This is a genomic window from Klebsiella sp. 141240 (assembly GCF_050600805.1).
Classification (GTDB): domain Bacteria; phylum Pseudomonadota; class Gammaproteobacteria; order Enterobacterales; family Enterobacteriaceae; genus Klebsiella; species Klebsiella aerogenes.
Genome location: NZ_JAQIRK010000003.1, coordinates 266,207 through 291,179 on the forward strand (window position 1 = coordinate 266,207; position 24,973 = coordinate 291,179).

The window sequence follows — 24,973 nt, forward strand, 5'->3', positions numbered from 1 at the left end:
GTGGAAGCCATCTCTAACCGGTAATTAATTGTTCTATAAAGGGAATCGTTATGTCATTACGTCAGTTATCCGCGCCGCGTCTGCGTCGTTCTCTGTTATTAACGTCGTTACTGTTGGCAGGCAGCTTCAGCGCCCACGCCGCCGAAGAGCTCCTGCGCAAAGCGGTTGGTAAAGGCGCGTACGAAATGGCGTACAGCCAGCAGGAAAATGCGCTGTGGGTTGCGACCTCGCAAAGCCGTTCCCTTGATAAGGGCGGCATCGTCTATCGTCTGGATCCGATTACGCTCGACATCACCCAGGTTATTCATAACGACCTGAAACCGTTCGGCGCCACCATCAATAACACCACCCAGACATTGTGGTTTGGCAACACCGTTGATAGCAGCGTCACCGCAATAGATGCCAAAACCAGCGTGGTGAAAGGGCGACTGGTGCTCGATGACCGTAAACGTAGTGATACCGTACGCCCGCTGCAGCCGCGTGAGCTGGTGGTGAATGAGAAAACCAATACCGTGTATATCTCCGGGCTGGGTAAAGAGAGCGTCATCTGGGTGGTGGATGGCGACAAGCTGACGCTGAAAGATACCATCGCCAATACCGGCGCGATGGCCACCGGACTGGCAATCGATGCTGACGCTAAACGTCTTTACACCACCAATGCCGATGGCGAACTACTGACTATCGATACCGATAGCAATAAGATCCTCTCGCGCAAGAAGCTGCAGGATGATGGTAAGGAGCATTTCTACCTGAACCTGAGCCTGGATACAGCTGGTCACCGTGCTTTCATTACCGACAGCAAGCAGCCGGAAGTGCTGGTGGTAGATATTCGTGACGGGAAAGTACTGCAAAAAATCGCCGCGCCGGAATCTCTGGCGGTACTTTTTAACCCGGCCCGCAACGAAGTCTATGTCACCCATCGCAAAGCGGGTGAAGTCAGCGTCATTGATGCTAAGACCTATAAGGTCGTTAAAACCTTCAAAACGCCAACCTTCCCGAATAGCCTGGCGCTGTCCGCCGATGGAAAAACGCTGTTTGTTAGCGTGAAACAGGAGTCAACTCGTCAGAAAGAGGCCACCGCGCCGGACGACGTAATCCGCATTGCCCTGTAATCTCAAGGGAGGGGGCGACCCCTCCTTACTCCACTCCGGGTCTCATCCTCTGTTACAAACCGCTATTAGCCTGATTACTATAAAGGTTATACACTTACTTTTTCCCGCGCGCGGCGGGAAAGTGGTAATCATTCTGGAGAAATTATGAAAAAGCCATATATGGTGATCTGCGCGGCGGCAATGCTGGCGCTTCTGGCAGGCTGCAGCTCGAATTACGTCATGACGACAAAAAGTGGGCAAACTATTGTGACCCACGGCAAACCGCAGTTGGATAAAGAGACCGGCATGACCAGCTATATCGATGAGTCTGGCAACAAACGCGAAATCAACAGCAGCGATGTTGCTCAGCTGGTGGAAGATAATTAATTTTTTGGTGACGGTTTGCCCGCTGAGGGGCAAACCGTTATGGAAAAGCGCTTAGCGTTTTTCAACGCCCGGCGCCGTGCTGTGAACATCAGCCACGCGTTTACGTACGCCGAACCAGCCTGCGACCAGCAGCACCGCCAGCAGCGGAATGGACCCGATGGTATAGGTGCCGTTCGGGTAGTCAAAAGCCATCAACACCAGTACGCTCAGCAAGAACAGCAGCGTCAGCCATGAAGTAAACGGCGCGCCCGGCATCTTGAAGCTTACATCCGCCGCTTTTCCTTCCTTGATAGCCTTACGCAGACGCATCTGGCAGATCACGATAAAGCCCCATGAGGCGATAATCCCCAGAGAGGCGACGTTAAGCACGATCTCAAATACCTGCGACGGCACCAGATAGTTGAGAAAGACTCCCACCACGTAAACTGCCAGTGTCGCGAGGATCCCGGCGTAAGGGACGTGATGGCGGCTCATCTTCGACATAAACTTCGGCGCTGAACCTCCCATCGACATCGAACGCAGAATGCGCCCGGTGCAGTACAGGCCGGAGTTCAGGCTGGAGAGGGCGGCAGTTAACACGACGATGTTCATCACGCTGCCGATGTACGGTACGCCGAGCTTCGAGAAGAAGGTGACGAATGGGCTTTGTCCTGCCTGATAGGCGTTCCACGGCAGCAGCAGCACCAACAGTACGACGGAACCGACGTAGAACAGGCCGATACGCCAGATCACGCTGTTAATCGCTTTCGGTACCATGGTTTCCGGATCTTTACATTCGCCCGCCGCGGTACCCACCAGCTCGATAGAAGCGAAGGCGAAGACGACCCCCTGAACCAGTACCAGAGCCGGCAACAGACCGTGCGGGAAGAAACCGCCGTTGTCGGTAATCAGATGGAAGCCGGTGGCATTGCCATCCAGCGGTTTGCCGGTACCGAGGAAAATCGTGCCGACAACCAGGAACGCAACGATAGCGAGTACTTTCACCAACGCGAACCAGAACTCCATCTCAGCAAACCATTTCACGCCGATCATATTCATGGTGCCGACGATCGCCAGCGCGCCAAGGGCGAAGACCCACTGCGGGACATCGCCGAAAGCGCCCCAATAGTGCATATACAAGGCGACGGCGGTGATATCGACGATACCGGTCATTGCCCAGTTGACGAAATACATCCAGCCGGCGACGTAGGCGGCTTTTTCACCGAGAAATTCACGAGCGTAAGAGACGAAACTACCGCTGGAGGGGCGATGGAGAACCAGTTCGCCGAGGGCGCGAAGGATGAAGAAGGAGAAGATACCGCAAACCAGATAAACCAGCGCCAGCGCCGGGCCTGCCATTTGTAAACGCGCCCCGGCGCCGAGAAACAGACCGGTACCGATGGCGCCGCCAATGGCGATCATCTGTACCTGACGGTTGCCCATTGCTTTGTGGTAACCCGATTCGTGCGAGTTGAGCCAGTGGCGTTTCGCGGCATGATGTTCCGCCGCGTCAGTGTGTTTGTTATTCATTGATGTACCCATTTTCCTGTCAATGTCCATGAGTGGTTGTCGTATCGCGCAGCGGCGATACATCGTGCTGGCTTTCTCACTATTCTGTCGTAGAGATAAATCAGGCACGGCGCTGCATCCTACACGTAACGTGATAGTGACGCACGTAAAACATTTCACTACAGCACTTACTTAAATATCAATGAGTTCAATGACGCAACGCGTCGACGAGTAGCGCAAACGCAGCGGTATGCTGACGGCGGCTGGGATAATACAGATGATAACCAGGGAAGGAGGGTGTCCAGGCATCGAGCACCCGTACTAAACGACCGGCAACCAGCGCCTCCTCGACGCAATCATCCGGCACATAGGCCAGGCCGAGACCAGATTCAGCGGCATCAATGCGTTGCGGCAAACTATTCAGCGTCAGTTGGCCATCCACATAAACCTGAAAACTTTTACCATCGTCGGTGAATTCCCAGGCGTAAATCCCGCCGCGGGTAGGTAGGCGCATATTAATACAGCGGTGCTGATCCAGTTGATAGGGCGTCTGCGGGGCGCCGTAGCGTTGTAGATAATCGGGCGAGCCCACGACAACCATGCGCATGTCCGGGGCGATGCGCACCGCAATCATGTCCTTTGCCACCTGATCGCCAAGGCGTACGCCGGCGTCAAAGCGGCCATCGACGATATCGGCCAGGCCGTTATCGACGGTAATTTCGATATTGATATCGGGATAACGCAACATAAAGGGTTTTAATGCCGGCCATAATATCGCGCTGACGGCGTGTTCACCGGCGTTAAGACGAATATTACCCGCCGGAAGGGCGCGGCTATCCCTCAAGGCGCTGAGCTCGCGTTCAATTTCCGTGAGATGTGGACGTAAATTCTGGAACAATTTTTCACCCGCTTCGGTGGGAGCGACGCTGCGGGTGGTACGGGTTAACAGACGAACATCAAGCCGGGCTTCGAGGTTGCGCATCGCATGACTCAGCGCGGATTGCGACACCCCAAGTTGGGCAGCGGCGCGGGTGAAACTGCGTTCGCGGGCGACCACCATAAACGACAGGAGATCGTTGAAGTTATCTTTTAGCATTATTATTCCGCATTAATGAATTTGATTCATGGCTGGAAGTTGAGTCTAAACCTTGTGCGGCAGATCCGCCACGAAGACACCCTATTGCACGCGTCTTTTATTGCGCATATCTAATTTCCGGCAGAGTACATGTGAATAAATTGTTTCTCAGCACGCGCTGCAGATTCTAATAATGCAGGCATGTTAATTAAAACGAGCCTGCGAAATGTCTTATCGAATCAGTATCCTGGATAAAAGTCCTCTGGCTCCCGGCGAAACTGCCGCTCAGGCGCTGGCGCGTACGTTAATGCTTGCGCAACAGGCAGAACGCTGGGGATATCATCGTTTCTGGATTGCCGAGCATCACAACGCGGAACAACTGGCGAGTCCGTCGCCGGAGCTGCTGATTGCCTGGATCCTCGGGCAAACCCGGCAGATCCGCGTCGGATCCGGCGGCGTGATGCTCCAGCACTATAGCCCCTACAAAGTCGCTGAAAACTTCAATTTGCTCGCCAGTATTGCGCCAGGACGCGTCGATCTCGGCGTTGGTAAAGCGCCAGGCGGTCTGCCGCTCGCCACTCGCGCGCTACAACAGGGCGTCCATCAGTATGAGAAGGGCAGTTTTGCCGAACAGCTTGCCCAGCTTGATAACTGGCTAACGTTGACCGAAAGTCAGGGTGAGGAGAGCCTGCGCGCGACCCCCATCCCGCCGCGCCGCGCGGACGGTTTCCTGCTCGGCGCCAGCGTTGAAAGTGCGCGTCTGGCGGCGAGCCTGGACTGGAACTTCGTTTTCGCCGCGCATCTCAATGGCGATAAAAATCTGTTGCAGAAGGTGCTGACGAACTGGCGTGAGTTGAGCCGCCGCGAGGTCATCGTGGCCGTACAGGTAATTGTTGCGCAAGACACCGCCAGCGCGGCCGAACTGGCGAAGCAGGTGGAAGTCTGGGGCGTCGAGCTGGCAAACGGCCAGCGGGTAACGGTGGGTAGCGAAGCTCAGGCAGCGGCCTTTGCCCGTCAGGCGGGGAGTCCGCCCACGCGCATCGAACGCCGCGAGTCTTCTCTCATATTCGGTACTGCAGACGAGGTTAAAGCAAAACTCGATGCCCTTCAGGCGCAGTGGGGAATTGATGAGTTTATTATCGATACCCCTATTGCCGAAGGCCGTGCGCGGCTGGAATCGCTGGGGTTGCTGGCGCAGGCGCATCTTGGCGCGGAGGTAACGCCATGAATTTCGAACAACAGTTGATTAGCTGGCGGCGCGAACTGCATCAGAACCCGGAACTCTCGTTACAGGAAGTGGCAACCACCGCGCGTATTCGCGACTGGTTGCAAAGCGGCGGCCTCCCGCTGCTACCTTACGAGTTAACCACCGGCGTGGTGACGGAAGTCGGTAGCGGCGACAAAATCATCGCCCTGCGGGCCGATATTGACGCGCTACCGATAGAAGAGGCCACCGGGCTGCCGTTCCGCTCGCAAAATCCCGGCGTCATGCATGCCTGCGGTCACGATATACATACCAGCGTAATGCTTGGCGCAGCGTTGTTGTTAAAGGAACGAGAAGCGCAACTGACGGGGCGAGTGCGGATCCTGTTCCAGCCAGCGGAAGAGAGTTTCGGCGGTGCAAAAACGCTGATCCGCGTTGGGGCGCTTGACGGCGTATCGGCCATCTTTGGCATGCACAATGAGCCCAATTTACCCGTTGGCGAATTCGCCACCCGCGGCGGCCCGTTTTACGCCAACGTCGACCGCTTCGTATTCAAAGTGACCGGCAAAGGGGCGCATGCCGCCCGGCCGCATGAAGGAAAAGATGCCATCCTGCTGGCGAGTCAACTGGTGACGCTGCTGCAGAGCGTCGCCAGCCGCGAAGTGAACACCCTGGATTCGGTGGTGCTTAGCGTAACGCGCATCCAGGGGGGGAATACCTGGAACGTTTTGCCGGAAAGCGTGGAGCTCGAAGGAACGCTGCGCACCCACAGCAGTGAGGTGCAGCAGCGGGTTAAGGTGAGAGTCAGCGAAATCGCCGCCGGCTTCGCCAGCGCCTTCGGCGCGCAAATCGATGTCTTCTGGTACGCCGGGCCAACGGCGCTGGTCAATGATGAACGTTGGGCGGCATTTGCCGGCGAGGCGGCCGACCGCTTCGGTTATCGCACGCATCACGCCGATTTGCACCTGGGCGGCGAAGACTTTGCCGTCTATCTGCAGCATATCCCGGGCGCTTTCGTCAGCATTGGTAGCGCCAGTGAATTCGGCCTGCATCACCCGGCCTTTAATCCGGATGAAAACGTCATTGCCCCAGCCGCGCGCTATTTCGCGGATCTGGCGGAACAGGCATTACACCATATTTAATTTTTGACAGGGTAAGGGGTCACTATGTCTGAAAAACGGCAATTACGTCTGGGGACGATTTTACATGGCGCCTCTGGAAATATGTCCGCCTGGCGTCATCCGGCGGCGCTGGCGGATGCCAGTATTAATTTTGAATTTGTGAAAGAAACGGCGCAAAAAGCCGAGCAGGGGAAACTCGATTTTATTTTTGTCGCCGACGGGTTATATATTAACGAAAAATCCATCCCGCACTTTTTAAATCGTTTTGAGCCGTTAACGGTATTATCAACGCTGGCGGCGGTGACCGATCGTCTGGGGCTGGTCGGCACGCTCTCCACCTCCTATAGCGAACCGTTCACGACCGCGCGACAGTTCGCCAGCCTTGATCATTTAAGTCACGGGCGCGCCGGCTGGAACGTGGTGACATCACCGCTGGAAGGCTCGGCGAAAAACTTCTCCCGCGCCCAGCATCCCGATCATGCGCTGCGCTATCGCATCGCCGACGAATATCTTCAGGTGGTTAAAGGCTTGTGGGATTCCTGGGAAGATGGCGCTTTTGTGCGTAATAAAGAGAGCGGACAGTTTTTTGATAAAAATAAACTGCATACGCTTAATCATCATGGCGATTTCTTTAAAGTCGCTGGCCCTTTGAATATTGCCCGCACGCCACAAGGACGGCCCATTATATTCCAGGCCGGCGCCTCCGATGACGGCAAAAAATTAGCCGCTCGCCACGCCGATGCCATTTTTACCCACCAGGAATCGTTAGCCGAGGCGCAGGCGTTTTATCAGGATGTCAAAAGCCAACTGGCTGCCTATCAGCGCAGTGCGGATCAATTGCATATTTTCCAGGGCGTCAGCGTAATCGTCGGTGACGACGCGGAGGATGCGGAGCGTCAATACCAGACCACGGCGGCGCTGGTCTCTATCGACGACGCGTTGAATTACCTGGGTCGTTACTTCGAGCATCACGACTTTGCGCAATATCCACTGGATGAACCCTTCCCGGATATTGGCGATCTTGGGCAAAACAGCTTTCGCAGCACCACCGATGAGATTAAACGCAATGCTCGGGAACGGGGATTAACCCTGCGCCAGGTGGCGCTGGAGGCTGCCAGCCCGCGCCCACGGTTTTCCGGCACGGCCAGCGAAGTTGCCGACGGCCTGCAGCAGTGGTTCGAACAACGCGCCGCCGATGGCTTCATTATTCAGGGCGGTACGCCGGAAACCTTCCCGCGTTTCGTTGATGAAGTGGTGCCATTGCTGCAGGCGCGCGGATTGTTCCGCCGCGACTATCCAGGCACCACGCTGCGGGAAAGCCTGGGGCTGGATCTGCCCATTAACCAATTCGAAAAATAATAAAAGAGAATCGCGCTATGCAGAAATCAACATTATTGCTGGCCTTCGCGTTGGCATTTAGCGCCTCGTCGTGGGCGCAGGACGTCAATATCAATGGCACCGGGGTTAGCCTGGAAGCCAATAAAACCCCGATTCGTACGGCAAAAAATCCGCAGGCAATTGCGCTGTTGCCGAAAGATCTGCATCTGGCGGTTCCCGGCAAATTCACCGTCGCGGTTGCGGCGCTGAACTCGCCGCCGCTGACGGTGTTTTCTGATGACAATAAAACGTTGCTAGGCAGCGAGGCGGATATTGCGCGTCTGGTGGCTGACAGCCTCGGCCTCGAAGTCAACGTTGTTCCGACCTCGTGGGAAGACTGGCCGCTTGGCGTCGCCTCAGGCAAATATGATGCCGCGATCAGCAATATTACCGTCACCAAAGAGCGCAAAGAGAAGTTCGATTTCGCCACTTATCGTAAAGATTCGCTGGGCTTTTATGTCAAAAGCACCAGCCCATTGAACAAGATCGACCACGCGGAAGATATTGCCGGACTGAAGATTATCGTCGGCTCCGGCACCAATCAGGAAGCAATCTTACTGGCATGGAATGCGGAAAACGTTAAGCGCGGGCTTAAACCGTTTATACCGGTCTATACCAAGGATGACGCCGCGCAGACGCTGGCTCTGCAAACGGGCCGCGCCGACGCGTTCTTCGGCCCTAACGTCATAGGCGCCTGGAAAGCGGCCCTTACTGGCAAAACCAAGCTGGTGGGCAGCGTGGACGGCGGGTGGCCGAAGGCGGCGCATATCGCGGTGACGCTGAAGAAAGGCAGCGGGCTGGTTAATGCCGTCCAGGCGGCGCTCAACGGCGCTATCGCCAGCGGTGACTACGCCAAAGTGCTCAACCGCTGGGGTGAGGGAGTGGAGAGTATCCCACAATCGGAAATCAACCCCGCCGGGCTGGGCGATTAACAGGAGGCGCTATGAGCGAAGCATTTCGTGATATCTCTCCGGACGCGCCGGAACTACAGCCGATTATTAGCGGCCTGTTTGCCGAGTACGCCGCCCGTTACGGCGACTATTTTTCTCGTGATGTGGAAGTGGAATTAACCGAATGGTATCTGCCGCCGCAGGGTCTGTTTATTGTGCTGGAGCGTGATGGTGAAATCATCGCCACCGGCGCCTACAAGCCGAAAGACACCCACACCGCGGAAATTAAGCGGATCTGGACGCATCGACGCCTGCGTCAACAGGGGCTGGCCGCCAGGGTTGTACAAGAACTGGAGCGTCGGGCTGTGCTGGCAGGTTATAGCCATATTTTTCTCACCACCGGTTTTCGCCAGCCGGAAGCGGTAAAGCTCTATTTAAGCCAGGGGTACGAGGCGCAATTTGATCTCACTCGCGACCCGGAAGAGTACAGCCGCCCGCCCTATGACGGGCGGTTGCGGTTCAGTAAAGCGCTGGCGGTTAGCACCCTCAGCCACAGCGCTTAAGGAGGCATCATGCAATCATCTGAAACGATCAAAGTGGTTCCTGCTCGCTATCCGCTGCGCATCGCCGGGGCGATATTGGCCCTGTTGGTGCTGGCGATTGTCTTGCAGTCGGTCGCATTCAATCCGCGCTGGGAGTGGGGGGTATTCGCCCGCTGGTTCTTCGATCCGGTGATCCTTGAGGGGTTGGGGCAAACGCTGCTGCTCACGCTACTTGGCACCCTTTTAAGCGTCATCTTCGGCGGCCTGCTGGCGCTGGCCCGCTTGTCGTCCTCATGGCTGCTCAGCAGTCTGGCATGGGGGTATATTTGGCTGTTTCGTTCGCTGCCGCTAATCGTGGTGTTGATCATTCTGTATAACTTCTCTTATCTGTACGACAGCTTATCGCTGGGGATCCCCTTCACCGGCGTAACCTGGGCGAGCTACCAGACTATCAACGTACTGGGGCAGTTCTCCACGGCAGTGGTTGGCCTGACGCTGGTGCAGAGCGCCTATACCGCTGAAATTATCCGCGGAGGCTTTTTGGGCGTGGATCACGGGCAGTATGAGGCCGCCGCCGCGCTGGGACTCCCGGCCTGGCGACGCACGCTGCGGATCATCTTGCCGCAAGCGCTGCGCACCATTTTGCCCGCAGGGTTCAATGAAATCATCAGCCTGGCAAAAGGGACGGCGATGGTTTACGTGCTGGCGATGCCGGAATTGTTCTACACCATTCAGATGATCTATAACCGTACCCAGGAAGTGATCCCGCTACTGATGGTGGGCGCCGCGTGGTACCTGGTGATTACCAGCGTGCTCTCCGCAATTCAGTACCTGGTTGAACGCGCGCTGGCGCGCAGCGAACGCCGCTCGGCGGTGAACAGCGTGCGTAATAATCGCGTGACCCAGCCGGCTCGTCAGCCGCAGGAGGCCGTCCATGCTCAACTCTCGTAATGGTCATATTTCGATAACCGGGGTCAGTAAATACTTTGGCCGTCATAAAGCGCTGGATGATGTTTCGCTGGAAATAGCACCGGGGACGGTGACGGTTATCCTGGGGCCGTCCGGTTCGGGAAAATCGACATTGCTGCGCACAATTAACCATCTTGAACGGGTCGATGAAGGGTTTATCCAGATTGATGGCGACTATATCGGCTATCGCCGTAAAGGCGACAAGCTGTACGAGCTGAAAGAAAAAGAGATTCTCCGCCAGCGGGTCAACGTGGGCTACGTATTTCAGAACTTCAATTTGTTCCCGCATCTGACGGTGCTGGAGAATCTGATTGAAGCGCCGATTGCCCATAAACAGGCCAGTCGGAAAGAGGCGATTGCTCGTGCGTATGAATTGTTGGACATTGTCGGTTTGCGCAGCAAAGCGGATGCCTGGTCGCGGCATCTTTCCGGCGGCCAGCAGCAACGCATCGCCATCGCCCGCGCGCTGGCGCTCAATCCGCGTGTGATCTTGTTTGATGAACCTACTTCCGCGCTGGATCCGGAACTGGTGGGCGAAGTGCTCGATGTAATTAAAAAACTTGCCCGCTCCGGGACGACGCTTGTGGTGGTAACACACGAGATCGGCTTCGCCCGCGAGGTCGCCGACCAGGTGGTGTTTATGGTCGATGGCAAAATCGTTGAACAGGGCAGCAGCGATGAAGTTTTAAATAATCCGCAACATCAGCGCACCAGGCAATTTTTATCGCGGGTGCTGGCATGAGGAAATTAGCTGCAGCGCTCATGCTGCTCCTGAGCATCGGCGAGGCGCGCGCCGAACTCGATTTGCGCGCCAATGAACGGCCATTGCCGGTAACGCGAGATGATAACGCGGTGAGTAAAATCCCGCCGAACTACCGTTTTGTGGAGCCTGGTGTGCTAACGGTGGCGATTTCGGCGTTAAATTCTCCGCCGCTGGCGCTGTTGGCCAGCGACAACCGCACGCGTATCGGCAGCGACCCGGACATTGCCCGTTTGCTGGCGGGTAGTCTGGGGTTGAAACTGAAACTGGTGCCAACGGCCTGGGAGGACTGGCCTTTGGGGATCGCGTCAGGGCGTTACGATGTGGCGTTGATTAACATCGCTGTGACCGAGAAGCGTAAAGAAAAGTTCGATTTCGCCACCTACCGCGTTGACTCGCTGGCCTTTTCGGTGAAATCAACCAGTGAGATTACCCATATCGCTAATGCAGAGGATCTGTCAGGACGTAAAGTCATTGTCGGTTCTGGCACCAACCAGGAGCGGATCCTGCTGGGGTGGAATGCGGAAAACGAAGCCGCGGGAAGGCGACCGGCATTACCGGTATACCTTACCGACGATGCCTCCGGCAATTTGTATATTCAGTCGGGCAGGGCGGACGTCTTTTTTGGCCCGCAGTCGGTGGCCTCTTATAAGGCGGCATTAAACGGGAAAACCAAAGTTGTCGGGCTCGGTCCCAAAAAAGCCTGGGTGGCAACCACCACTAAAAAAGGCAATGGGCTGGTATACGCGCTGCAGGCGGCGCTGAATGGCGCGATCGCTCGCGGCGAATATCAGCAGGTGCTCGCGCGCTGGGGGGAACAGGGGGAGGAAGTCAGGCAATCGGAGGTTAATCCGCCGGGGATAACCTATTGATGCAATGATTATTCATAGCCAGGGATTGCTATACTCATGGCTACATCGTGTGTCTTTTTAATGGATTAATCACTGTGGCCGAAAACCAACTCTTACTGGAGCAACGCTGGCAGCATCATCGTGAGCCCGCGTTGCTCGCCGCTTCCGGCGGCGCTATCGACACCATCAGCTTCATCACCTTGTTTGGCCTGTTTACCGCCCACGTCACGGGAAACCTGGTGGTGGCGGGGGCGACCCTGGCCACCAACAGCGAAGGTATTTTATCGAAACTGCTCGCCATACCTGTTTTTATGCTGGCGGTGGCGATCGTTACGCTCGTTATCAAACGTCGAAAAATTATCACGCCGCGCTTCCTTGGCGGCTTGTTCGTTGTCGAGATCCTGCTGTTGCTGCTTTTTGGCCTGTTGGGGCTGCTGTGGCAGCCCTTTGTCGGCGCGGATAGCGCGACCGCGTTAATTACCGGGATGGCAGGCGTAATGGCGATGGGGGTGAGGAATGCAACCACCCGTTTATTATTACCCACCACCAGCCCGAGTACGATGATGACCGGCAACGTTACGCAGTTAACCATCGATGTGGTGAACTGGTGTCAGGCGCCCAACCGCGAGAATAGAGAGAAAATCAAAAAATCGGGGGCTTCGGTGCTCGGTTTTCTGCTGGGCGCAGGGCTCGGAGCGCTGGGTTACATCCTGACGGGCTTTTACTCGGTACTTATTCCGGTGGTACTGGTGGCCATCGTCGCCTGGCGTGAATTCAGCGCCGCGCGGAATTAGTGCTACGCTAAAAGTTTTCTGCCTGGGAGCTGACGATGATGAAATTGTATGGTGTGCCGGGGTGGGGCTCGGCAATAAGCGAGATGATGTTGACCTTGGCCAACATCCCTTATCAATTTATCAATGTCGATGGCTTTGACCAGCCAGGCGCGCAGCGAGAGAAACTGCTGGCGATCAACCCCTTGTGTCAGGTGCCTACTTTGCTGCTGGCTGATGGCGGCGTAATGACGGAGTCGGCGGCGATCGCGCTGATGATTCTTGACGAGCGCCCGGATCTGGCGCCGCCAGCCGGTACGCCACAGCGCCGGCAGTTTCAACGTTTGCTGATCTGGCTGGTGGCTAACGTTTATCCTACCTTCACCTATGCCGACTATCCCGAACGCTGGACAGCCTCTGCGCCTGACGAACTGCGTGAGAGCTGTCAGCAATACCGCAAATCACTCTATCTATGGCTGGAACAACAGCTGGCTGCCGAGCCATACGCCTTAGGCGGAGATATTACGTTGTTGGATTGCTATATTGCCGCGATGTACAGTTGGGGGCCGCGCCGAGAGTGGTTCGCGGCGCATACGCCAAAGTTTGCCGCCGTGGCGCAGGCGGTTTATCGCCGTACGGAGCTGCAGCAGGTACTGCATGACAACAATCTTCTTTAAAGCACTAATTGTGACTTGCATCAGGAAACATGTGATAGTTTTAATTTCCCAAGAATAAGGAGCCTGCTATGCCACATGTTGATATTAAATGTTTTCCCCGTGAACTGAGCGAAGAGCAAAAAAATGCGCTGGCTGCGGAAATCACTGAAGTTCTGATCCGCCATCTTAGTACAAAAGACAGTTCAGTTAGCGTTGCGCTCAATCAGGTGCAGCAGAGCGACTGGCAGCAGGTATGGGATAATGAAATCGCGCCGCAGATGGATTCTTTGATTAAGAAACCGGGATACCGAATGTAAAAGACCGGCCGCCGTTAGCGCATTTTCGTCACGCTAAATAGACTACCATCGGCCGAGGTCAATTTTACTTGAGCGAAAGATATGCCACTTTATTGATCCAGATCAATAAAAGTGGCTTTTTTTTGATTTCCATACCTTTCATTAATTTACCTTTTGTAAAGTAATTGGCCATTTAAGAATAATCCTAATCAACATAAATAACTGATAATACTGCACTATATAGTGCATTGCGCTTTGTATGTATTTAAATGTAGTTTTATGTTTTGATTATTATGCATATCAAAATTGTTTAGGCGATTGCTGATTTGCCATGTAACCTGCCTTTGAAATGATGATTTTTATCATGGAGAGATGAATGATAATAGGTAGTGCGTTACTTGGTTACCAATTAGAGGATGATTTTTTTTACTTCTTGAAGTACCGGGAAATAGCTACTGTAAGTGGTAATAGAAAAAACATCCGTCTACGAAAAACGATGGCCTGTTTAATTGAGTATTTATTTGAACATGGTCTTGAAAGAATGGTTAGTGATGAAGAGTTGATGGTACATGTCTGGGAGAAAAATGATTTAAGGCCCTCATCACAACGTTTATGGCAAGTGATGCAAAATTTACGTCGGATCCTGAAGGATATCGGCATCGAACAAGATATTATATTACGCGTTAAGACTCAGGGTTATTATATCAATAGTCATTACGTTACGAGTGTTTATTCGGTAAGAACTCATAAACCATTCTGCCAGAATAATGATGCGACCGTTCAGCTTTGTGAGCTGTCCGAGCTAAATTAATAGCCATAGGGTCTGCCGTATTCAAGGTATGCCTGTCGTTTTCATGTTAAGGTTATAAAATTGAAGGTGATAATTAATAGTAAGGATATTTGGTTCCGACTGGGCGTGGAACACTGTCTGCAACAGATAGCTTCTGACGATAATGAGATCGATTACGCTGATTTGGATTTTTGTAATCATTCTATACAGCAAGCGGATCTCATTATATTGCCGTTACATGGCTATCAAGATTACAAGCATATTTATGCGCTATCTCAATTTTATCAGGGCATGATTCTGGGTGTGAGCACCTCCAGAAACGTTCACTCACGTCGGCTTTTATTTCGCCAAAATATATTATGGATAAGCAGTCGTGAAACCATAGACAATGTTCAAAAATTATTGTTAACGATCAAGCATCGGCAATTATATCATCATGATGGTCAACCGGATTTTAGTGTAATGAAGGCAAAAGATGGGGCTCCGCTCAGCGAAAGAGAAATGATGATTATTGATCATGTCGCCAAAGGCACTCCGGTGAACGCCATTGCCAGAGCGTTGGGTCTGCGGGTAAAAACCATTTATGCGCATTTAGATAAAATTAAAGCTAACTTCAACCTTAAAGGTGGAAGTCACTTTCATCGCTTCATGATAAGCCCGCCGTCTTATCACTTACTCTAAAAGATGGTGAAAGGGAATGACGGCAGAGTTGCCGTCGTTCTGTTAATTATGTGGCGTATTCGCCTGCACGTGACGGCCGCTGGCGACAAAATTGCCGGTACCGAGGTGGTGAATAGTGTTGAGTTTGTCATCATCAAACTGCCAGCGCCCGCTGGTGAAGGCTCGCTCATCGGCCGCGGCGGCAACCACTTCGCCAAACAGCGTATCGTATTGCTCTTGTGCCGCGGTGGCGGGGAGCAAACGGCATTCCATCCACGCCAGACATTTCTCTTCAATTAACGGTAGCCCCAGTTCGGGCCCATTCACCACCGGGATACCGTAAGCATTGAACTTATCTTCATCACGCCCGCTCACGCTGCCGACCGCATAGACCCAACTGGCGGCGGCCACGCCCGGCACCACAATGCCAAAGGCGCCGTTACGCTCAATGATCTCCCGCGTCCAGGTGCTTTTATCCACCACAATAGCCACTCGCGGCGGGGCAAATTCAACCGGCATCGACCATGCGGCGGACATCACGTTACGCCGCCCTGACTGCGCATCATAACTGGTGATCATAATGGTCGGGCCGTGGTTGAGCAGGCGGCTGGCGTACTGAAGTTCCACGTGGCGAAAACGGCTCATAAGCGTTCCTTGGTGAGTGGGCGAATGCCTGTAAGTAGTTTATTCACAATACAAAGGTAATCAATACATCAACGGCTATGTAAATCAGATATCAGCTGGCGCGATCGCACAAAATACACCGTCGCGGGGAAAAAATAGGCTATAAATGTCGGACACCAAAAGCTGGAGGCGTTGATGACCCCATTTTTAAGCGCGTATTTTACTCGTCTGGCCTGGACGGGAACCCCCGATGTTTCCATAGACACCCTGCGGGAGTTGCATAGCCATCACAATAGCGCGATCCCGTTTGAGAACCTGGATGTATTGTTGCCGCGTGAAATCCATCTTGACGATCGCGCGCTGGAAGAGAAGTTAATCACCGCCCGCCGCGGCGGCTACTGCTTTGAACAGAACGGGCTTTTGCAGCGGGCGTTAAGCGAGATCGGTTTTTCGGTTCGCAGCCTGCTGGGGCGCGTGGTGTTGGCTAATCCGCCGCAAATGCCGCCGCGTACCCATCGCTTGCTGCTGGTAGAGGTCGAAGGCGAACGCTGGATTGCCGACGTCGGCTTCGGCGGCCAGACGCTGACCGCGCCGATTAAGCTACTGGCCGATATTCCGCAGCATACACCGCATGGTGTATATCGACTGGTGCACGAAGGCGATGAGTGGACACTGCAGTTCAATCATCATGAACACTGGCAGTCGATGTACCATTTTGATCTGGGGCGGCAGTATGCTTCTGATTATGTGATGGGCAACTTCTGGTCGGCGCACTGGCCGCAGTCCCATTTTCGTCACCATCTGCTGATGTGTCGTCATCTGCCGGACGGCGGGAAAATGACGCTGACCAATTTCCATTTTACCCACTGGGACAAGAACCACGTGGTGGAGAAGGTGGATCTTGCGGACGTGTCGGCGCTGTATGAAGCGCTGCAAACCCGCTTCGGATTAGGTGTAGACGACCCGAAGCACGGCTTCAGCGAAGCCGCGCTGGCAGCGGTAATGGCGGCATTCGATACCCATCCTGAAGCCGGGAAATAACGTTTATAACGGGACGAGGAAAGCGCATTGTCGTCGTAGGCCGGATAAGGCGTAGCCGCCATCCGGCATACAGGCTGGAGTCTGGGTCAATAAAAACCCGGAGTCGGCGCGAGCGCCTCGTCCGGGCTACCGGTAAACGGGCATGTCTGCCGCCAACTCTCAGCGCCGGGAACGCACCACCTGGTAGCGGCGGGTGAAATACTCTATCGGTGCGCTCCAGACGTGAACAAGTCGAGTGAACGGGAAGATAAGGAAGATAGTCATCCCCAACACCAGATGGACGCGATACACCCACGCGACGCCGTCCAGATGCGCTGATGCACCGCCGTGGAAGGTGACCACCGCCTGCGCCCAATCCACCAGTTTCAGCATTTCGCTGCCGTCCGGATGCTGGGCGGAGAACGGGATGGTCGTTAGCCCCAGCGCGCACTGAATCAGCAGAATGCACAGGATCAGGATATCCGCGGTGGTGGAGGTGGCGCGAATGCGCGGGTTGGTCAGGCGGCGCGCCAGCAGGCCAATGCCGCCGACCAGGGTCAGCACGCCGCAGACGCCGCCCAGCACCATCGCCATCACCTGTTTCTGCGACATCGGCAGGAACCATGAATAGACCCAGTGCGGCGTTAGCATCCCGAAGAAGTGGCCGAAGAAGATGCCGAGGATGCCGATATGGAATAAGTTCGACCACAGCACCATGCCCCGTTTATCGAGCATCTGGCTGGATGACGCGCGCCAGGTATACTGCCCGTAATCATAGCGCAGCCAACTGCCTACCAGGAACACGGTGCCGCAGAGATAAGGGTAGATATCGTAAAAGAAGACGTTTAAGTACTGTATCATTTCGGGCCTCCGGCGCGGATGTCGACGTACTGCGGCGCCACATCCTGGCTAAAGCGTCGTTGATAAGCTTGCATTGGCGAGCTATCGCAAGCGGTTGCATTATCTTCAATAAACTTCACCTGTTCCTCTTCCCACACCGCATCCAGCGCCTGGCGGGTGTCGTCACGCTTCTCACTCGCTACCTGCCTGGTGACGCTGTCACTATTGAGTGGGCTATCCGCCAGCGCAAGAAGGGTGTCAAAGAGTTGATAGTAATCGCATTCGCGCTGCTTTAAGCGTCCACCGAGCAACGCCAGAATAGGCGCGACGTTCTGCAGTCCTTCACGGGCATCGGCTAATGGGAGAATGCTGAGGTATTCAAGATATAAAGGCAGGTGGTCCGGCAGTTCGCGACAATCGATCTGCAGGCCCGCCTGTTCATACTGGTTCATCAGATCGACCATCGCCTGGCCGCGGTCACGCGATTCGGCGTGTACGTGTTCAAACAGCAGCAGCGAGGTGGCGCGACCACGCTCAAACACCTCACACCATTCGGCCTGGCGGTCGAGCAGCGGCGCCGCCAGTAATCGCCTAACAAACGGCGTCAGGGCAGGCGCATCGGCGCTGACCAGCGCCAGCGCCTCCTCGCGGTTATCCCACAGCGCGTCGTCGGGATACTCCAGCAACAGAGCAATGACTTTGAGGATCCGCATTACTCTCCCTCCCCATGTCGACGAACATCTCCGACGTCAATAGCGTCGATGCGACGACTGTTGAACAGGTTGAATTTAGTATCAGAACCGTGGCAACCATCGCCGAAGGTAAAACCGCAGCCGTTGCGTTCAGGGAAGGCGTCCTCCGCCAGTTCGCGGTGGCTGGTGGGGATCACGAAGCGGTCTTCATAATTGGCGATCGCCAGGTAGCGATACATCTCTTCCACCTGTTCGACGCTGAGGCCCACTTCTTCAATGGCGCGTGTATCGGTCACGCCTTCGACGGTTTGCGAACGTTTGTAATGGCGCATCGCCATCATGCGTTTTAACGCGCGCAGGACCGGGCCGGTATCGCCGGCGCTCAGCAGGTTCGCCAGATACTGTACCGGTATACGCAGGCTTTCTACCGCCGGCAGAATGTTGCCGTTGCTCGGCAGGCCGCCGGCGTCCGCGACTGACTGAATCGGCGACAGCGGCGGCACGTACCAGACCATCGGTAAGGTGCGATATTCCGGGTGCAGAGGTAGCGCCAGCTTCCAGTCCATCGCCAGTTTATACACCGGTGATTTCTGCGCCGCTTCAATAACGTTATGCGGAATACCCTGTTTCAAGGCCTCTTCGATGACCGCCGGATCGTTCGGATTAAGGAACACATCGCACTGGCGCTCGTAGAGGTCGGTTTCATGCTCGGTGCTGGCCGCTTCTTCGATGCGGTCCGTATCGTACAGCAGCACGCCGAGATAGCGGATACGGCCGACGCAGGTTTCGGAGCACACCGTCGGTTGCCCGGACTCAATGCGCGGATAGCAGAAGATGCATTTTTCCGATTTGCCGCTCTTCCAGTTAAAGTAGATTTTTTTGTACGGACAACCGCTGATGCACATCCGCCAGCCGCGGCATTTATCCTGGTCGATCAGCACGATACCGTCTTCTTCGCGCTTGTAGATGGCGCCGCTTGGGCAGGTCGCCACGCAGCTCGGATTGAGGCAATGTTCGCAAAGACGCGGCAGATACATCATGAAGGTGTTTTCAAACTGTCCGTACATCTCCTTTTGCATCGCTTCGAAGTTACGGTCTTTGGCGCGTTTTTCAAACTCGCCGCCGAGTAATTCCTCCCAGTTTGGCCCCCAGGTGATCTTATCCATCCGTTCGCCGCTAATCAGCGAACGCGGGCGGGCGGTAGGCAAGTATTTGCCCTCCGGCGCGTTGTGCAGGTGCTGATAATCGTAGGTAAAGGGTTCGTAATAATCGTCAATCTGCGGCAGTACCGGGTTGGCGAAAATCTTCGACAACACGCTGACGCGGTTGCCCAGACGCGGAGTAAGCTTGCCGCTGATACCGCGGATCCAGCCGCCTTGCCACTCGTCCTGATCTTCCCAGTTTTTGGGGTAACCGATACCAGGCTTGGTTTCCACGTTGTTGAACCACGCATATTCCATCCCTTCGCGGCTGCTCCACACGTTTTTACAGGTGACGGAGCAGGTATGGCAGCCGATGCATTTATCCAGATTCAGCACCATTCCGACTTGTGAACGTATTTTCATTTCTTCGCCTCCTGTACCTGGTCGCGACCTTCGCCATCCAGCCAGTCAATGTTTTTCATTTTGCGGATCATAATGAACTCGTCGCGGTTGGAACCGACGGTGCCGTAGTAGTTAAAGCCGTAAGCCAGTTGGGCGTAGCCGCCAATCATATGCGTGGGTTTTGGACAGACGCGGGTGACGGAGTTGTGGATACCGCCGCGACGACCGGTCACTTCCGAACCTGGGATATTCATAATGCGTTCCTGGGCGTGATACATCATGGTCATGCCCGGCGGCACGCGCTGGCTTACCACCGCACGCGCGGTGAGGGCGCCGTTGGCGTTGAAGGCTTCAATCCAGTCGTTATCTTCAATCCCCAGTTCTTTTGCGTCGGTTTCGCTTAGCCAGACGATAGGCCCGCCGCGCGACAACGTCAGCATCAGCAGGTTTTCGCTATAGGTAGAGTGGATACCCCATTTCTGATGCGGGGTCAGGAAGTTGAGCGCTTTTTCCGGGAAGCCGTTTGGCGGCACTTCTTTCATCTGGCTGACGCTGCGCGTATCGATCGGTGGGCGATAGGCCACCAGACTTTCGCCGAAGGCGCGCATCCAGGGATGATCCTGATACAGCTGTTGCCGTCCGGAGAGGGTGCGCCACGGGATCAGTTCGTGAACGTTGGTATAACCGGCATTATAAGAGACATGTTCGCTTTCCAGGCCGGACCACGTTGGGCTGGAGATGATCTTGCGCGGCTGCGCCTGAATATCGCGGAAGCGGATTTTCTCATCCTCTTTATTCAGCGCCAGATGGGTGTGGTCGCGGCCGGTAAATTCTCCCAGCGCTTGCCAGGCTTTCACCGCCACCTGGCCGTTGGTTTCCGGCGCCAGACTTAAGATGACTTCACTGGCGTCGATAGCGCTGTCGATACGCGGACGACCTTTAGCCGGACCGTCGGGCTTGACATAGTTAAGTTTGCCGAGGAAGTCGACCTCGCTTTGCGTATTCCACGAAATGCCTTTACCGCCGTTGCCGAGCTTATCGAGTAATGGTCCCAGCGAGGTGAAGCGTTCCCAGGTGGCAGGGTAGTCACGTTCAACCAGCGCAATTGACGGCGCGGTTTTGCCTGGAATGAGATCGCATTCGCCCTTGCGCCAGTCGAGGACATCGAACGGCTGTGACAGCTCAGCCGGAGAGTCATGCTGCAGCGGCACCAGTACTACATCGGTCTCTTTATCAAGGTGGCCGATGCACACTTCAGAGAAACTTTTTGCAATGTCCTTATAGATTTCCCAATCGCTTTTCGCCTCCCAGGCCGGATCGACGGCGGCGGAAAGCGGGTGTATAAACGGGTGCATATCCGAGGTGTTCATATCGTCTTTTTCATACCAGGTGGCGGTCGGCAAGACGATATCGGAGAACAGGCAGGTACTGGACATACGGAAATCGAGGGTCACCAGCAGATCGAGCTTGCCCTCAATCGCCGCGGTCTGCCAGTCGACTTCCTCCGGCTTCACGTCAGAGGAGGAGCCAAACTCCTCGCCCTGAATACCGTTATCGGTACCGAGCAGATACTTGAGCATGTACTCATGGCCCTTACCGGACGATCCCAACAGGTTCGAACGCCAGATAAACAGGTTGCGCGGGTGGTTGTTGCCGCTATCCGGCTGCTCGGCGGCAAAGCGAATATCGCCTGTTTTTAACGACTGGACGGTGAAATCGGCCGGGGATAGCCCGGCGGCGTCGGCCTGCTGCTTGATGCTCAGCGGGTTAACGTTAAGCTGCGGCGCGGAGGGCAGCCATCCCATGCGTTCGGCGCGAACGTTGAAGTCAATCATATGGCCGCTGAATTTGCTGGTGTCGGCCAGCGGCGACAGCAGCTCCTGAGCGGTTAGTTTTTCGTAGCGCCACTGGCTGGCATGGTTGTAGAAATAGGAGGTACTGTTCATCTGCCGCGGCGGACGAGTCCAGTCCAGCGCGAACGCCAGCGGCAGCCAGCCGGTCTGCGGGCGCAGTTTCTCCTGGCCGACATAGTGCGACCAGCCGCCGCCGCTCTGGCCGACGCAGCCGCAGAACACCAGCATGTTGATCATTCCGCGGTAGTTCATATCCATGTGGTACCAGTGGTTCACACCGGCGCCGAGGATAATCATCGAACGACCATGGGTTTTATGCGCCGTATCGGCGAACTCGCGGGCGATTTGTTCGATATGTTGACGCGGTACGCCGGTGATCTGCTCGGCCCATGCCGGGGTATAGGCTTTGACATCCGCGAAGTCACGCGCGGTGTTGGCATCGTCAAGGCCGCGATCCAGACCGTAGTTAGCCAGCACCAGGTCATACACGCTCACTACCAGAGCGTTTTCTCCACTGGCTAGCGGCAGTTGTTTAGCAGGCAGTTGATGAAGCGTTATCGGCTCCTGCTTCACGCTGCGGAAATGCGGGTTTTCGTTGCCGCCGAAGTAGGGGAAGCCGACCGACACCACGCTATCGTGCATATCCAACAGCGATAGTTTTAATTCGACGTCCCGGCCGTTAGCCCGTTGTTCGAGATTCCATTTGCCTTTTTCGCCCCAACGAAAGCCGATGGAGCCGTTCGGCGCGACCAGTTCGCCGTCAGCGTTAAAGGCGACGGTTTTCCATTCCGGGTTATTACTTTCTCCCAATCCGTCAAGCAGGTCGGCGGCGCGTAGCATACGGCCCGGCGCATAGCTGCCGTCATCTCGACGGTCGAGCATCACCAGCATCGGCATATCGGTATAGGTACGGCAGTAGTTGAGAAAGTAATCGCTCGGATTATCGAGGTGGAAAGTTTTGAGGATCACGTGGCCCATCGCCATCGCCAGCGCGCTGTCGGTACCTTGCTTCGGCGCCAGCCACTGGTCGCAGAGCTTGGCGACTTCCGAATAATCCGGAGTAATGGCGATGGTTTTGGTGCCCTTGTAGCGCACTTCGGTGAAGAAGTGGGCGTCCGGGGTTCGGGTCTGCGGGACGTTTGAACCCCAGGCAATAATGTAGCTGGAGTTGTACCAGTCGGCGGATTCCGGCACGTCGGTCTGTTCACCCCAGGTCATCGGCGAAGCGGGCGGTAAATCGCAGTACCAGTCATAGAAGCTCAGGCAGGTACCGCCGATCAACGATAAATAGCGGGTACCCGCGGCGTAGGAAACCATCGACATCGCCGGGATCGGCGAAAAACCCGCGACGCGATCCGGACCGTAGTTTTTAATGGTCCAGACGTTGGCCGCGGCGATCAGTTGATTTAACTCTTTCCAACTGGAGCGAACAAAGCCGCCTTTACCGCGAATTTCTTTGTAGCTGCGGGTTTTCAGCGGGTCCTGCATGATGCTATCCCAGGCCAGTAGCGGGTCGGGATGCTGCGCCAGGGCTTCGCGCCACAGCTCAATTAGCCGTTTACGCGCCAGCGGGTACTTAAGGCGATTGGCGCTGTAGAGATACCAGGAGTAACTGGCGCCGCGCGGGCAGCCGCGCGGTTCGTGGTTTGGCAGGTCCGGCCGGGTGCGCGGATAATCGGTCTGCTGGGTTTCCCAGGTGACCAGGCCGTTTTTGACATAAATTTTCCAGCTGCAGGAGCCGGTACAGTTCACCCCATGTGTGGAGCGGACAATTTTGTCGAATTGCCAGCGTTGCCGGTAGCTATCTTCCCAGTCACGGTTATTGTCGTAGACCTGACCGTGGCCGTTGGCGAAGGTTTCGCGTTTCTGCTTAAAGTAGCGAAAGCGATCCAGTAATTTACTCATGACATTTCTCCTGCTCCGCTAATGTCCGGCATCGTGCCATCCGGTAAATAGGTCGTTATGGTTGTGCTGGTTTACGGCGGCCGTAGACCAGCCAGGTCACCAGCACGCAAACCACATAGAAGACAAAAAAGACTTTCATCGCGCCTACCGGCGAGCCGGTCATGGCCAGAGAGGTACCGAAGGCTTTTGGGATAAAGAAGCCGCCGATGGCGCCGATAGCGGCGATAAAACCGAGCGCGGCGGCGGTATCGGTCACCGCTTCGTGCTGGGCCTGTTCGTCGCTGCCGCCGCGCTTTTTCACACTGTCGATGGTGAGCTGGCGGAAGATCACGGCGATCATCTGGAAGGTGGATCCGCTACCGAGACCGGCGGTTAGGAACAGGCCCATAAACACCACGTAGAAAGCGAGGAAGCTGCCGGAACCGGATCCCGGCAGGGTGAGGAAAAGCAGGCCGGTAAAGACCGCCATCAGAACGAAGTTGACCAGCGTCACCCGCACGCCGCCCAGACGGTCGGAAATGATGCCGCCGAAGGAGCGCGCCAGCGCGCCGATAAACGGGCCAAAGAAGGCCAGTTTCAGGATATCGACATCCGGAAACTGGGTTTTCGCCAGCATCGCGAAGCCGGCGGAGAAGCCAATAAACGAGCCGAAGGTGGCCAGATACAGCAGACTTAGCAGCCACATATGCGGGCGCTTCAACACCGGTAGCTGATCGCGAATCGAGGCTTTAGAACTGGCAATATCGTTCATGCCGAACCACGCGAAAACGGTGGCGATGACCAGTAGCGGCACCCAAAGCAGCGGTGAGTTGCCGAGCCACAGCATGGCGCCGCCCGGTTGCTCAACGCCGCGCACGCCCAGAAAGGTAAAAATCGGCAGAAAGATAAAAATGGGGGAGACCAGTTGCATCACGCTGACCCCGAGATTGCCGAGCCCGCCGTTAATCCCTAACGCGCTGCCTTGTTTGGCTTTGGGGAAGAAGAAGCTGATATTGCCCATACTGGAGGCGAAGTTGGCGCCGGCAAAACCGCAAAGTAACGAAATAGCGATAAATACCCAGTACGGGGTAGTTGGATTTTGTACTGCCAACCCCAGCCATAAACAGGGAATCACCAGAATAACCGTGCTAATAACCGTCCAGTAGCGCCCACCCATTATAGGTACCATAAAGGAGTAGGGTACGCGTAATATTGCGCCAGAAAGCGAAGGTAGCGCCGTTAATAAAAAAAGCTGGTCGGTAGTGAAATTAAAACCCACTTTATTGAGATTGACCGCAACCGCGCTAAATAACATCCAGACGCAGAAGGCGAGTAACAGACAAAATACGGAAATCCATAAGTTCCTGCGTGCAATGGCTTTTCCTTTATTTTCCCAGAAGGCTTCATTTTCTGGTCGCCAATCCTTTAAAAGATAATGATTCTTTTTATCACCTTCTATCGACATAACACCCTCACTAAAGCGTACGAGATCAAAAGGATAAATAAAAAAACAGCTGAAGCTGTGCAGGCTGGAATTAAGGCTCAGCTGTTTTTAATAATTGTATTGTTTGAGAATAGATAAGATTCGA

At 55.1% G+C, this 24,973-nt stretch carries 22 protein-coding genes and 1 pseudogene; 15 read left to right on the forward strand and 8 right to left on the reverse strand.

Annotated features, from left to right (window positions below; translation table 11 throughout):
- Positions 1–50 precede the first annotated feature (50 nt).
- Positions 51–1,112 carry a YncE family protein gene (locus tag PGQ95_RS07045; protein WP_430917457.1) on the forward strand — a complete coding sequence of 354 codons (1,062 nt, stop codon included), beginning with the start codon at positions 51–53 and terminating at the stop codon, positions 1,110–1,112.
- A 144-nt stretch (positions 1,113–1,256) separates the two neighbouring features.
- Positions 1,257–1,478 (forward strand): YgdI/YgdR family lipoprotein, encoded by a 222-nt coding sequence (locus PGQ95_RS07050; RefSeq protein ID WP_015366425.1) that lies wholly within the window; start codon positions 1,257–1,259, stop codon positions 1,476–1,478.
- 51 nt (positions 1,479–1,529) lie between these two features.
- On the opposite strand, the gene ansP is transcribed toward PGQ95_RS07050, so the two are convergent.
- Together ansP and PGQ95_RS07060 are read right to left on the reverse strand one after the other, a co-directional pair.
- Positions 1,530–2,987 carry an L-asparagine permease gene (gene ansP, locus PGQ95_RS07055; RefSeq protein ID WP_045382500.1) on the reverse strand — a complete coding sequence of 486 codons (1,458 nt, stop codon included), beginning with the start codon at positions 2,985–2,987 and terminating at the stop codon, positions 1,530–1,532.
- Positions 2,988–3,174: 187 nt separating this feature from the next.
- Positions 3,175–4,062, reverse strand: coding sequence for a LysR family transcriptional regulator (locus PGQ95_RS07060; RefSeq protein ID WP_430917459.1), 888 nt, complete (start codon positions 4,060–4,062; stop codon positions 3,175–3,177).
- 205 nt (positions 4,063–4,267) lie between these two features.
- On the opposite strand from PGQ95_RS07060, the gene PGQ95_RS07065 reads away from it, so the two are divergent.
- The 12 genes and pseudogenes from PGQ95_RS07065 to PGQ95_RS07120 all read left to right on the forward strand — a co-directional run bounded on the left by PGQ95_RS07065 (position 4,268) and on the right by PGQ95_RS07120 (position 14,948).
- Positions 4,268–5,269, forward strand: a complete 1,002-nt coding sequence (locus tag PGQ95_RS07065) for an MsnO8 family LLM class oxidoreductase (protein WP_087859551.1) — start codon at positions 4,268–4,270, stop codon at positions 5,267–5,269.
- Positions 5,266–6,387, forward strand: coding sequence for an amidohydrolase (locus tag PGQ95_RS07070; protein WP_430917461.1), 1,122 nt, complete (start codon positions 5,266–5,268; stop codon positions 6,385–6,387). Before PGQ95_RS07065 ends, PGQ95_RS07070 begins: the two co-directional genes overlap by 4 nt.
- A gap of 24 nt (positions 6,388–6,411) precedes the next feature.
- Positions 6,412–8,675 (forward strand): annotated as a pseudogene (locus PGQ95_RS07075) (NtaA/DmoA family FMN-dependent monooxygenase).
- Between the two features lie 11 nt (positions 8,676–8,686).
- Complete coding sequence (locus tag PGQ95_RS07080) at positions 8,687–9,196, forward strand: GNAT family N-acetyltransferase (protein WP_430917463.1); 510 nt, start codon at positions 8,687–8,689, stop codon at positions 9,194–9,196.
- Positions 9,197–9,205: 9 nt separating this feature from the next.
- Positions 9,206–10,126, forward strand: a complete 921-nt coding sequence (locus PGQ95_RS07085; RefSeq protein WP_087859556.1) for an amino acid ABC transporter permease — start codon at positions 9,206–9,208, stop codon at positions 10,124–10,126.
- Positions 10,110–10,886, forward strand: a complete 777-nt coding sequence (locus PGQ95_RS07090) for an amino acid ABC transporter ATP-binding protein (RefSeq protein ID WP_430917466.1) — start codon at positions 10,110–10,112, stop codon at positions 10,884–10,886. The genes PGQ95_RS07085 and PGQ95_RS07090 overlap by 17 nt, the downstream gene beginning before the upstream one ends.
- 20 nt (positions 10,887–10,906) lie before the next feature.
- Positions 10,907–11,776 carry an ABC transporter substrate-binding protein gene (locus PGQ95_RS07095; protein WP_113373291.1) on the forward strand — a complete coding sequence of 290 codons (870 nt, stop codon included), beginning with the start codon at positions 10,907–10,909 and terminating at the stop codon, positions 11,774–11,776.
- A 74-nt stretch (positions 11,777–11,850) separates the two neighbouring features.
- Positions 11,851–12,549 (forward strand): YoaK family protein, encoded by a 699-nt coding sequence (locus PGQ95_RS07100; RefSeq protein WP_430917468.1) that lies wholly within the window; start codon positions 11,851–11,853, stop codon positions 12,547–12,549.
- A 35-nt stretch (positions 12,550–12,584) separates the two neighbouring features.
- Positions 12,585–13,202, forward strand: a complete 618-nt coding sequence (locus tag PGQ95_RS07105) for a glutathione S-transferase family protein (protein ID WP_430917470.1) — start codon at positions 12,585–12,587, stop codon at positions 13,200–13,202.
- A 68-nt stretch (positions 13,203–13,270) separates the two neighbouring features.
- Positions 13,271–13,498: a tautomerase PptA gene (gene pptA / locus PGQ95_RS07110; protein ID WP_015366439.1), complete on the forward strand. Its 228-nt coding sequence runs from the start codon at positions 13,271–13,273 to the stop codon at positions 13,496–13,498.
- 355 nt (positions 13,499–13,853) lie between these two features.
- Complete coding sequence (locus PGQ95_RS07115) at positions 13,854–14,288, forward strand: winged helix-turn-helix domain-containing protein (protein WP_015705537.1); 435 nt, start codon at positions 13,854–13,856, stop codon at positions 14,286–14,288.
- Positions 14,289–14,354: 66 nt separating this feature from the next.
- Positions 14,355–14,948 (forward strand): helix-turn-helix transcriptional regulator, encoded by a 594-nt coding sequence (locus tag PGQ95_RS07120; RefSeq protein WP_223848511.1) that lies wholly within the window; start codon positions 14,355–14,357, stop codon positions 14,946–14,948.
- 42 nt (positions 14,949–14,990) lie between these two features.
- Here PGQ95_RS07120 and PGQ95_RS07125 read toward each other — a convergent pair whose 3' ends face one another.
- The gene (locus PGQ95_RS07125) at positions 14,991–15,572 is read right to left on the reverse strand and encodes a flavin reductase family protein (protein WP_213316149.1); all 582 of its coding nucleotides are present in this window, start codon (positions 15,570–15,572) and stop codon (positions 14,991–14,993) included.
- Between the two features lie 174 nt (positions 15,573–15,746).
- Here PGQ95_RS07125 and nhoA point away from each other — a divergent pair, with 174 nt between their 5' ends.
- On the forward strand, positions 15,747–16,592 hold the full coding sequence (nhoA, locus tag PGQ95_RS07130; RefSeq protein ID WP_213316148.1) for an N-hydroxyarylamine O-acetyltransferase: 846 nt from the start codon (positions 15,747–15,749) through the stop codon (positions 16,590–16,592).
- Positions 16,593–16,751: 159 nt separating this feature from the next.
- Here the strand turns inward: nhoA and narI are convergent, their stop codons facing one another.
- Genes narI through PGQ95_RS07155 form a run of 5 tightly spaced genes read right to left on the reverse strand, consistent with a single transcriptional unit; the run spans position 16,752 to position 24,849 of the window.
- Entirely contained in the window at positions 16,752–17,432 is a 681-nt protein-coding gene (narI, locus tag PGQ95_RS07135; protein WP_015366445.1) for a respiratory nitrate reductase subunit gamma, read from the reverse strand.
- Entirely contained in the window at positions 17,429–18,124 is a 696-nt protein-coding gene (narW, locus tag PGQ95_RS07140; protein WP_015705535.1) for a nitrate reductase molybdenum cofactor assembly chaperone, read from the reverse strand. Before narW ends, narI begins: the two co-directional genes overlap by 4 nt.
- Positions 18,124–19,668, reverse strand: coding sequence for a nitrate reductase subunit beta (narH, locus tag PGQ95_RS07145; RefSeq protein ID WP_430917473.1), 1,545 nt, complete (start codon positions 19,666–19,668; stop codon positions 18,124–18,126). The genes narW and narH overlap by 1 nt, the downstream gene beginning before the upstream one ends.
- On the reverse strand, positions 19,665–23,405 hold the full coding sequence (locus PGQ95_RS07150; RefSeq protein ID WP_430917475.1) for a nitrate reductase subunit alpha: 3,741 nt from the start codon (positions 23,403–23,405) through the stop codon (positions 19,665–19,667). Before PGQ95_RS07150 ends, narH begins: the two co-directional genes overlap by 4 nt.
- 55 nt (positions 23,406–23,460) lie before the next feature.
- On the reverse strand, positions 23,461–24,849 hold the full coding sequence (locus tag PGQ95_RS07155; protein WP_087859566.1) for a NarK family nitrate/nitrite MFS transporter: 1,389 nt from the start codon (positions 24,847–24,849) through the stop codon (positions 23,461–23,463).
- Positions 24,850–24,973 lie beyond the last annotated feature (124 nt).

What these genes read in the sequence shown, in the direction of transcription:
- PGQ95_RS07115 (WP_015705537.1), top strand. Translation starts at nt 13,854, where the DNA reads ATGATAATAGGTAGTGCGTTACTTGGTTACCAATTAGAGGATGATTTT.
- PGQ95_RS07150 (WP_430917475.1), bottom strand. Translation starts at nt 23,405, where the DNA reads ATGAGTAAATTACTGGATCGCTTTCGCTACTTTAAGCAGAAACGCGAA.
- narI (WP_015366445.1), bottom strand. Translation starts at nt 17,432, where the DNA reads ATGATACAGTACTTAAACGTCTTCTTTTACGATATCTACCCTTATCTC.
- ansP (WP_045382500.1), bottom strand. Translation starts at nt 2,987, where the DNA reads ATGAATAACAAACACACTGACGCGGCGGAACATCATGCCGCGAAACGC.
- PGQ95_RS07065 (WP_087859551.1), top strand. Translation starts at nt 4,268, where the DNA reads ATGTCTTATCGAATCAGTATCCTGGATAAAAGTCCTCTGGCTCCCGGC.
- PGQ95_RS07050 (WP_015366425.1), top strand. Translation starts at nt 1,257, where the DNA reads ATGAAAAAGCCATATATGGTGATCTGCGCGGCGGCAATGCTGGCGCTT.
- PGQ95_RS07085 (WP_087859556.1), top strand. Translation starts at nt 9,206, where the DNA reads ATGCAATCATCTGAAACGATCAAAGTGGTTCCTGCTCGCTATCCGCTG.
- PGQ95_RS07080 (WP_430917463.1), top strand. Translation starts at nt 8,687, where the DNA reads ATGAGCGAAGCATTTCGTGATATCTCTCCGGACGCGCCGGAACTACAG.
- PGQ95_RS07125 (WP_213316149.1), bottom strand. Translation starts at nt 15,572, where the DNA reads ATGAGCCGTTTTCGCCACGTGGAACTTCAGTACGCCAGCCGCCTGCTC.
- narH (WP_430917473.1), bottom strand. Translation starts at nt 19,668, where the DNA reads ATGAAAATACGTTCACAAGTCGGAATGGTGCTGAATCTGGATAAATGC.
- PGQ95_RS07045 (WP_430917457.1), top strand. Translation starts at nt 51, where the DNA reads ATGTCATTACGTCAGTTATCCGCGCCGCGTCTGCGTCGTTCTCTGTTA.
- PGQ95_RS07090 (WP_430917466.1), top strand. Translation starts at nt 10,110, where the DNA reads ATGCTCAACTCTCGTAATGGTCATATTTCGATAACCGGGGTCAGTAAA.
- PGQ95_RS07155 (WP_087859566.1), bottom strand. Translation starts at nt 24,849, where the DNA reads ATGTCGATAGAAGGTGATAAAAAGAATCATTATCTTTTAAAGGATTGG.
- PGQ95_RS07060 (WP_430917459.1), bottom strand. Translation starts at nt 4,062, where the DNA reads ATGCTAAAAGATAACTTCAACGATCTCCTGTCGTTTATGGTGGTCGCC.
- PGQ95_RS07095 (WP_113373291.1), top strand. Translation starts at nt 10,907, where the DNA reads ATGCTGCTCCTGAGCATCGGCGAGGCGCGCGCCGAACTCGATTTGCGC.
- pptA (WP_015366439.1), top strand. Translation starts at nt 13,271, where the DNA reads ATGCCACATGTTGATATTAAATGTTTTCCCCGTGAACTGAGCGAAGAG.
- nhoA (WP_213316148.1), top strand. Translation starts at nt 15,747, where the DNA reads ATGACCCCATTTTTAAGCGCGTATTTTACTCGTCTGGCCTGGACGGGA.
- PGQ95_RS07070 (WP_430917461.1), top strand. Translation starts at nt 5,266, where the DNA reads ATGAATTTCGAACAACAGTTGATTAGCTGGCGGCGCGAACTGCATCAG.
- PGQ95_RS07105 (WP_430917470.1), top strand. Translation starts at nt 12,585, where the DNA reads ATGATGAAATTGTATGGTGTGCCGGGGTGGGGCTCGGCAATAAGCGAG.
- narW (WP_015705535.1), bottom strand. Translation starts at nt 18,124, where the DNA reads ATGCGGATCCTCAAAGTCATTGCTCTGTTGCTGGAGTATCCCGACGAC.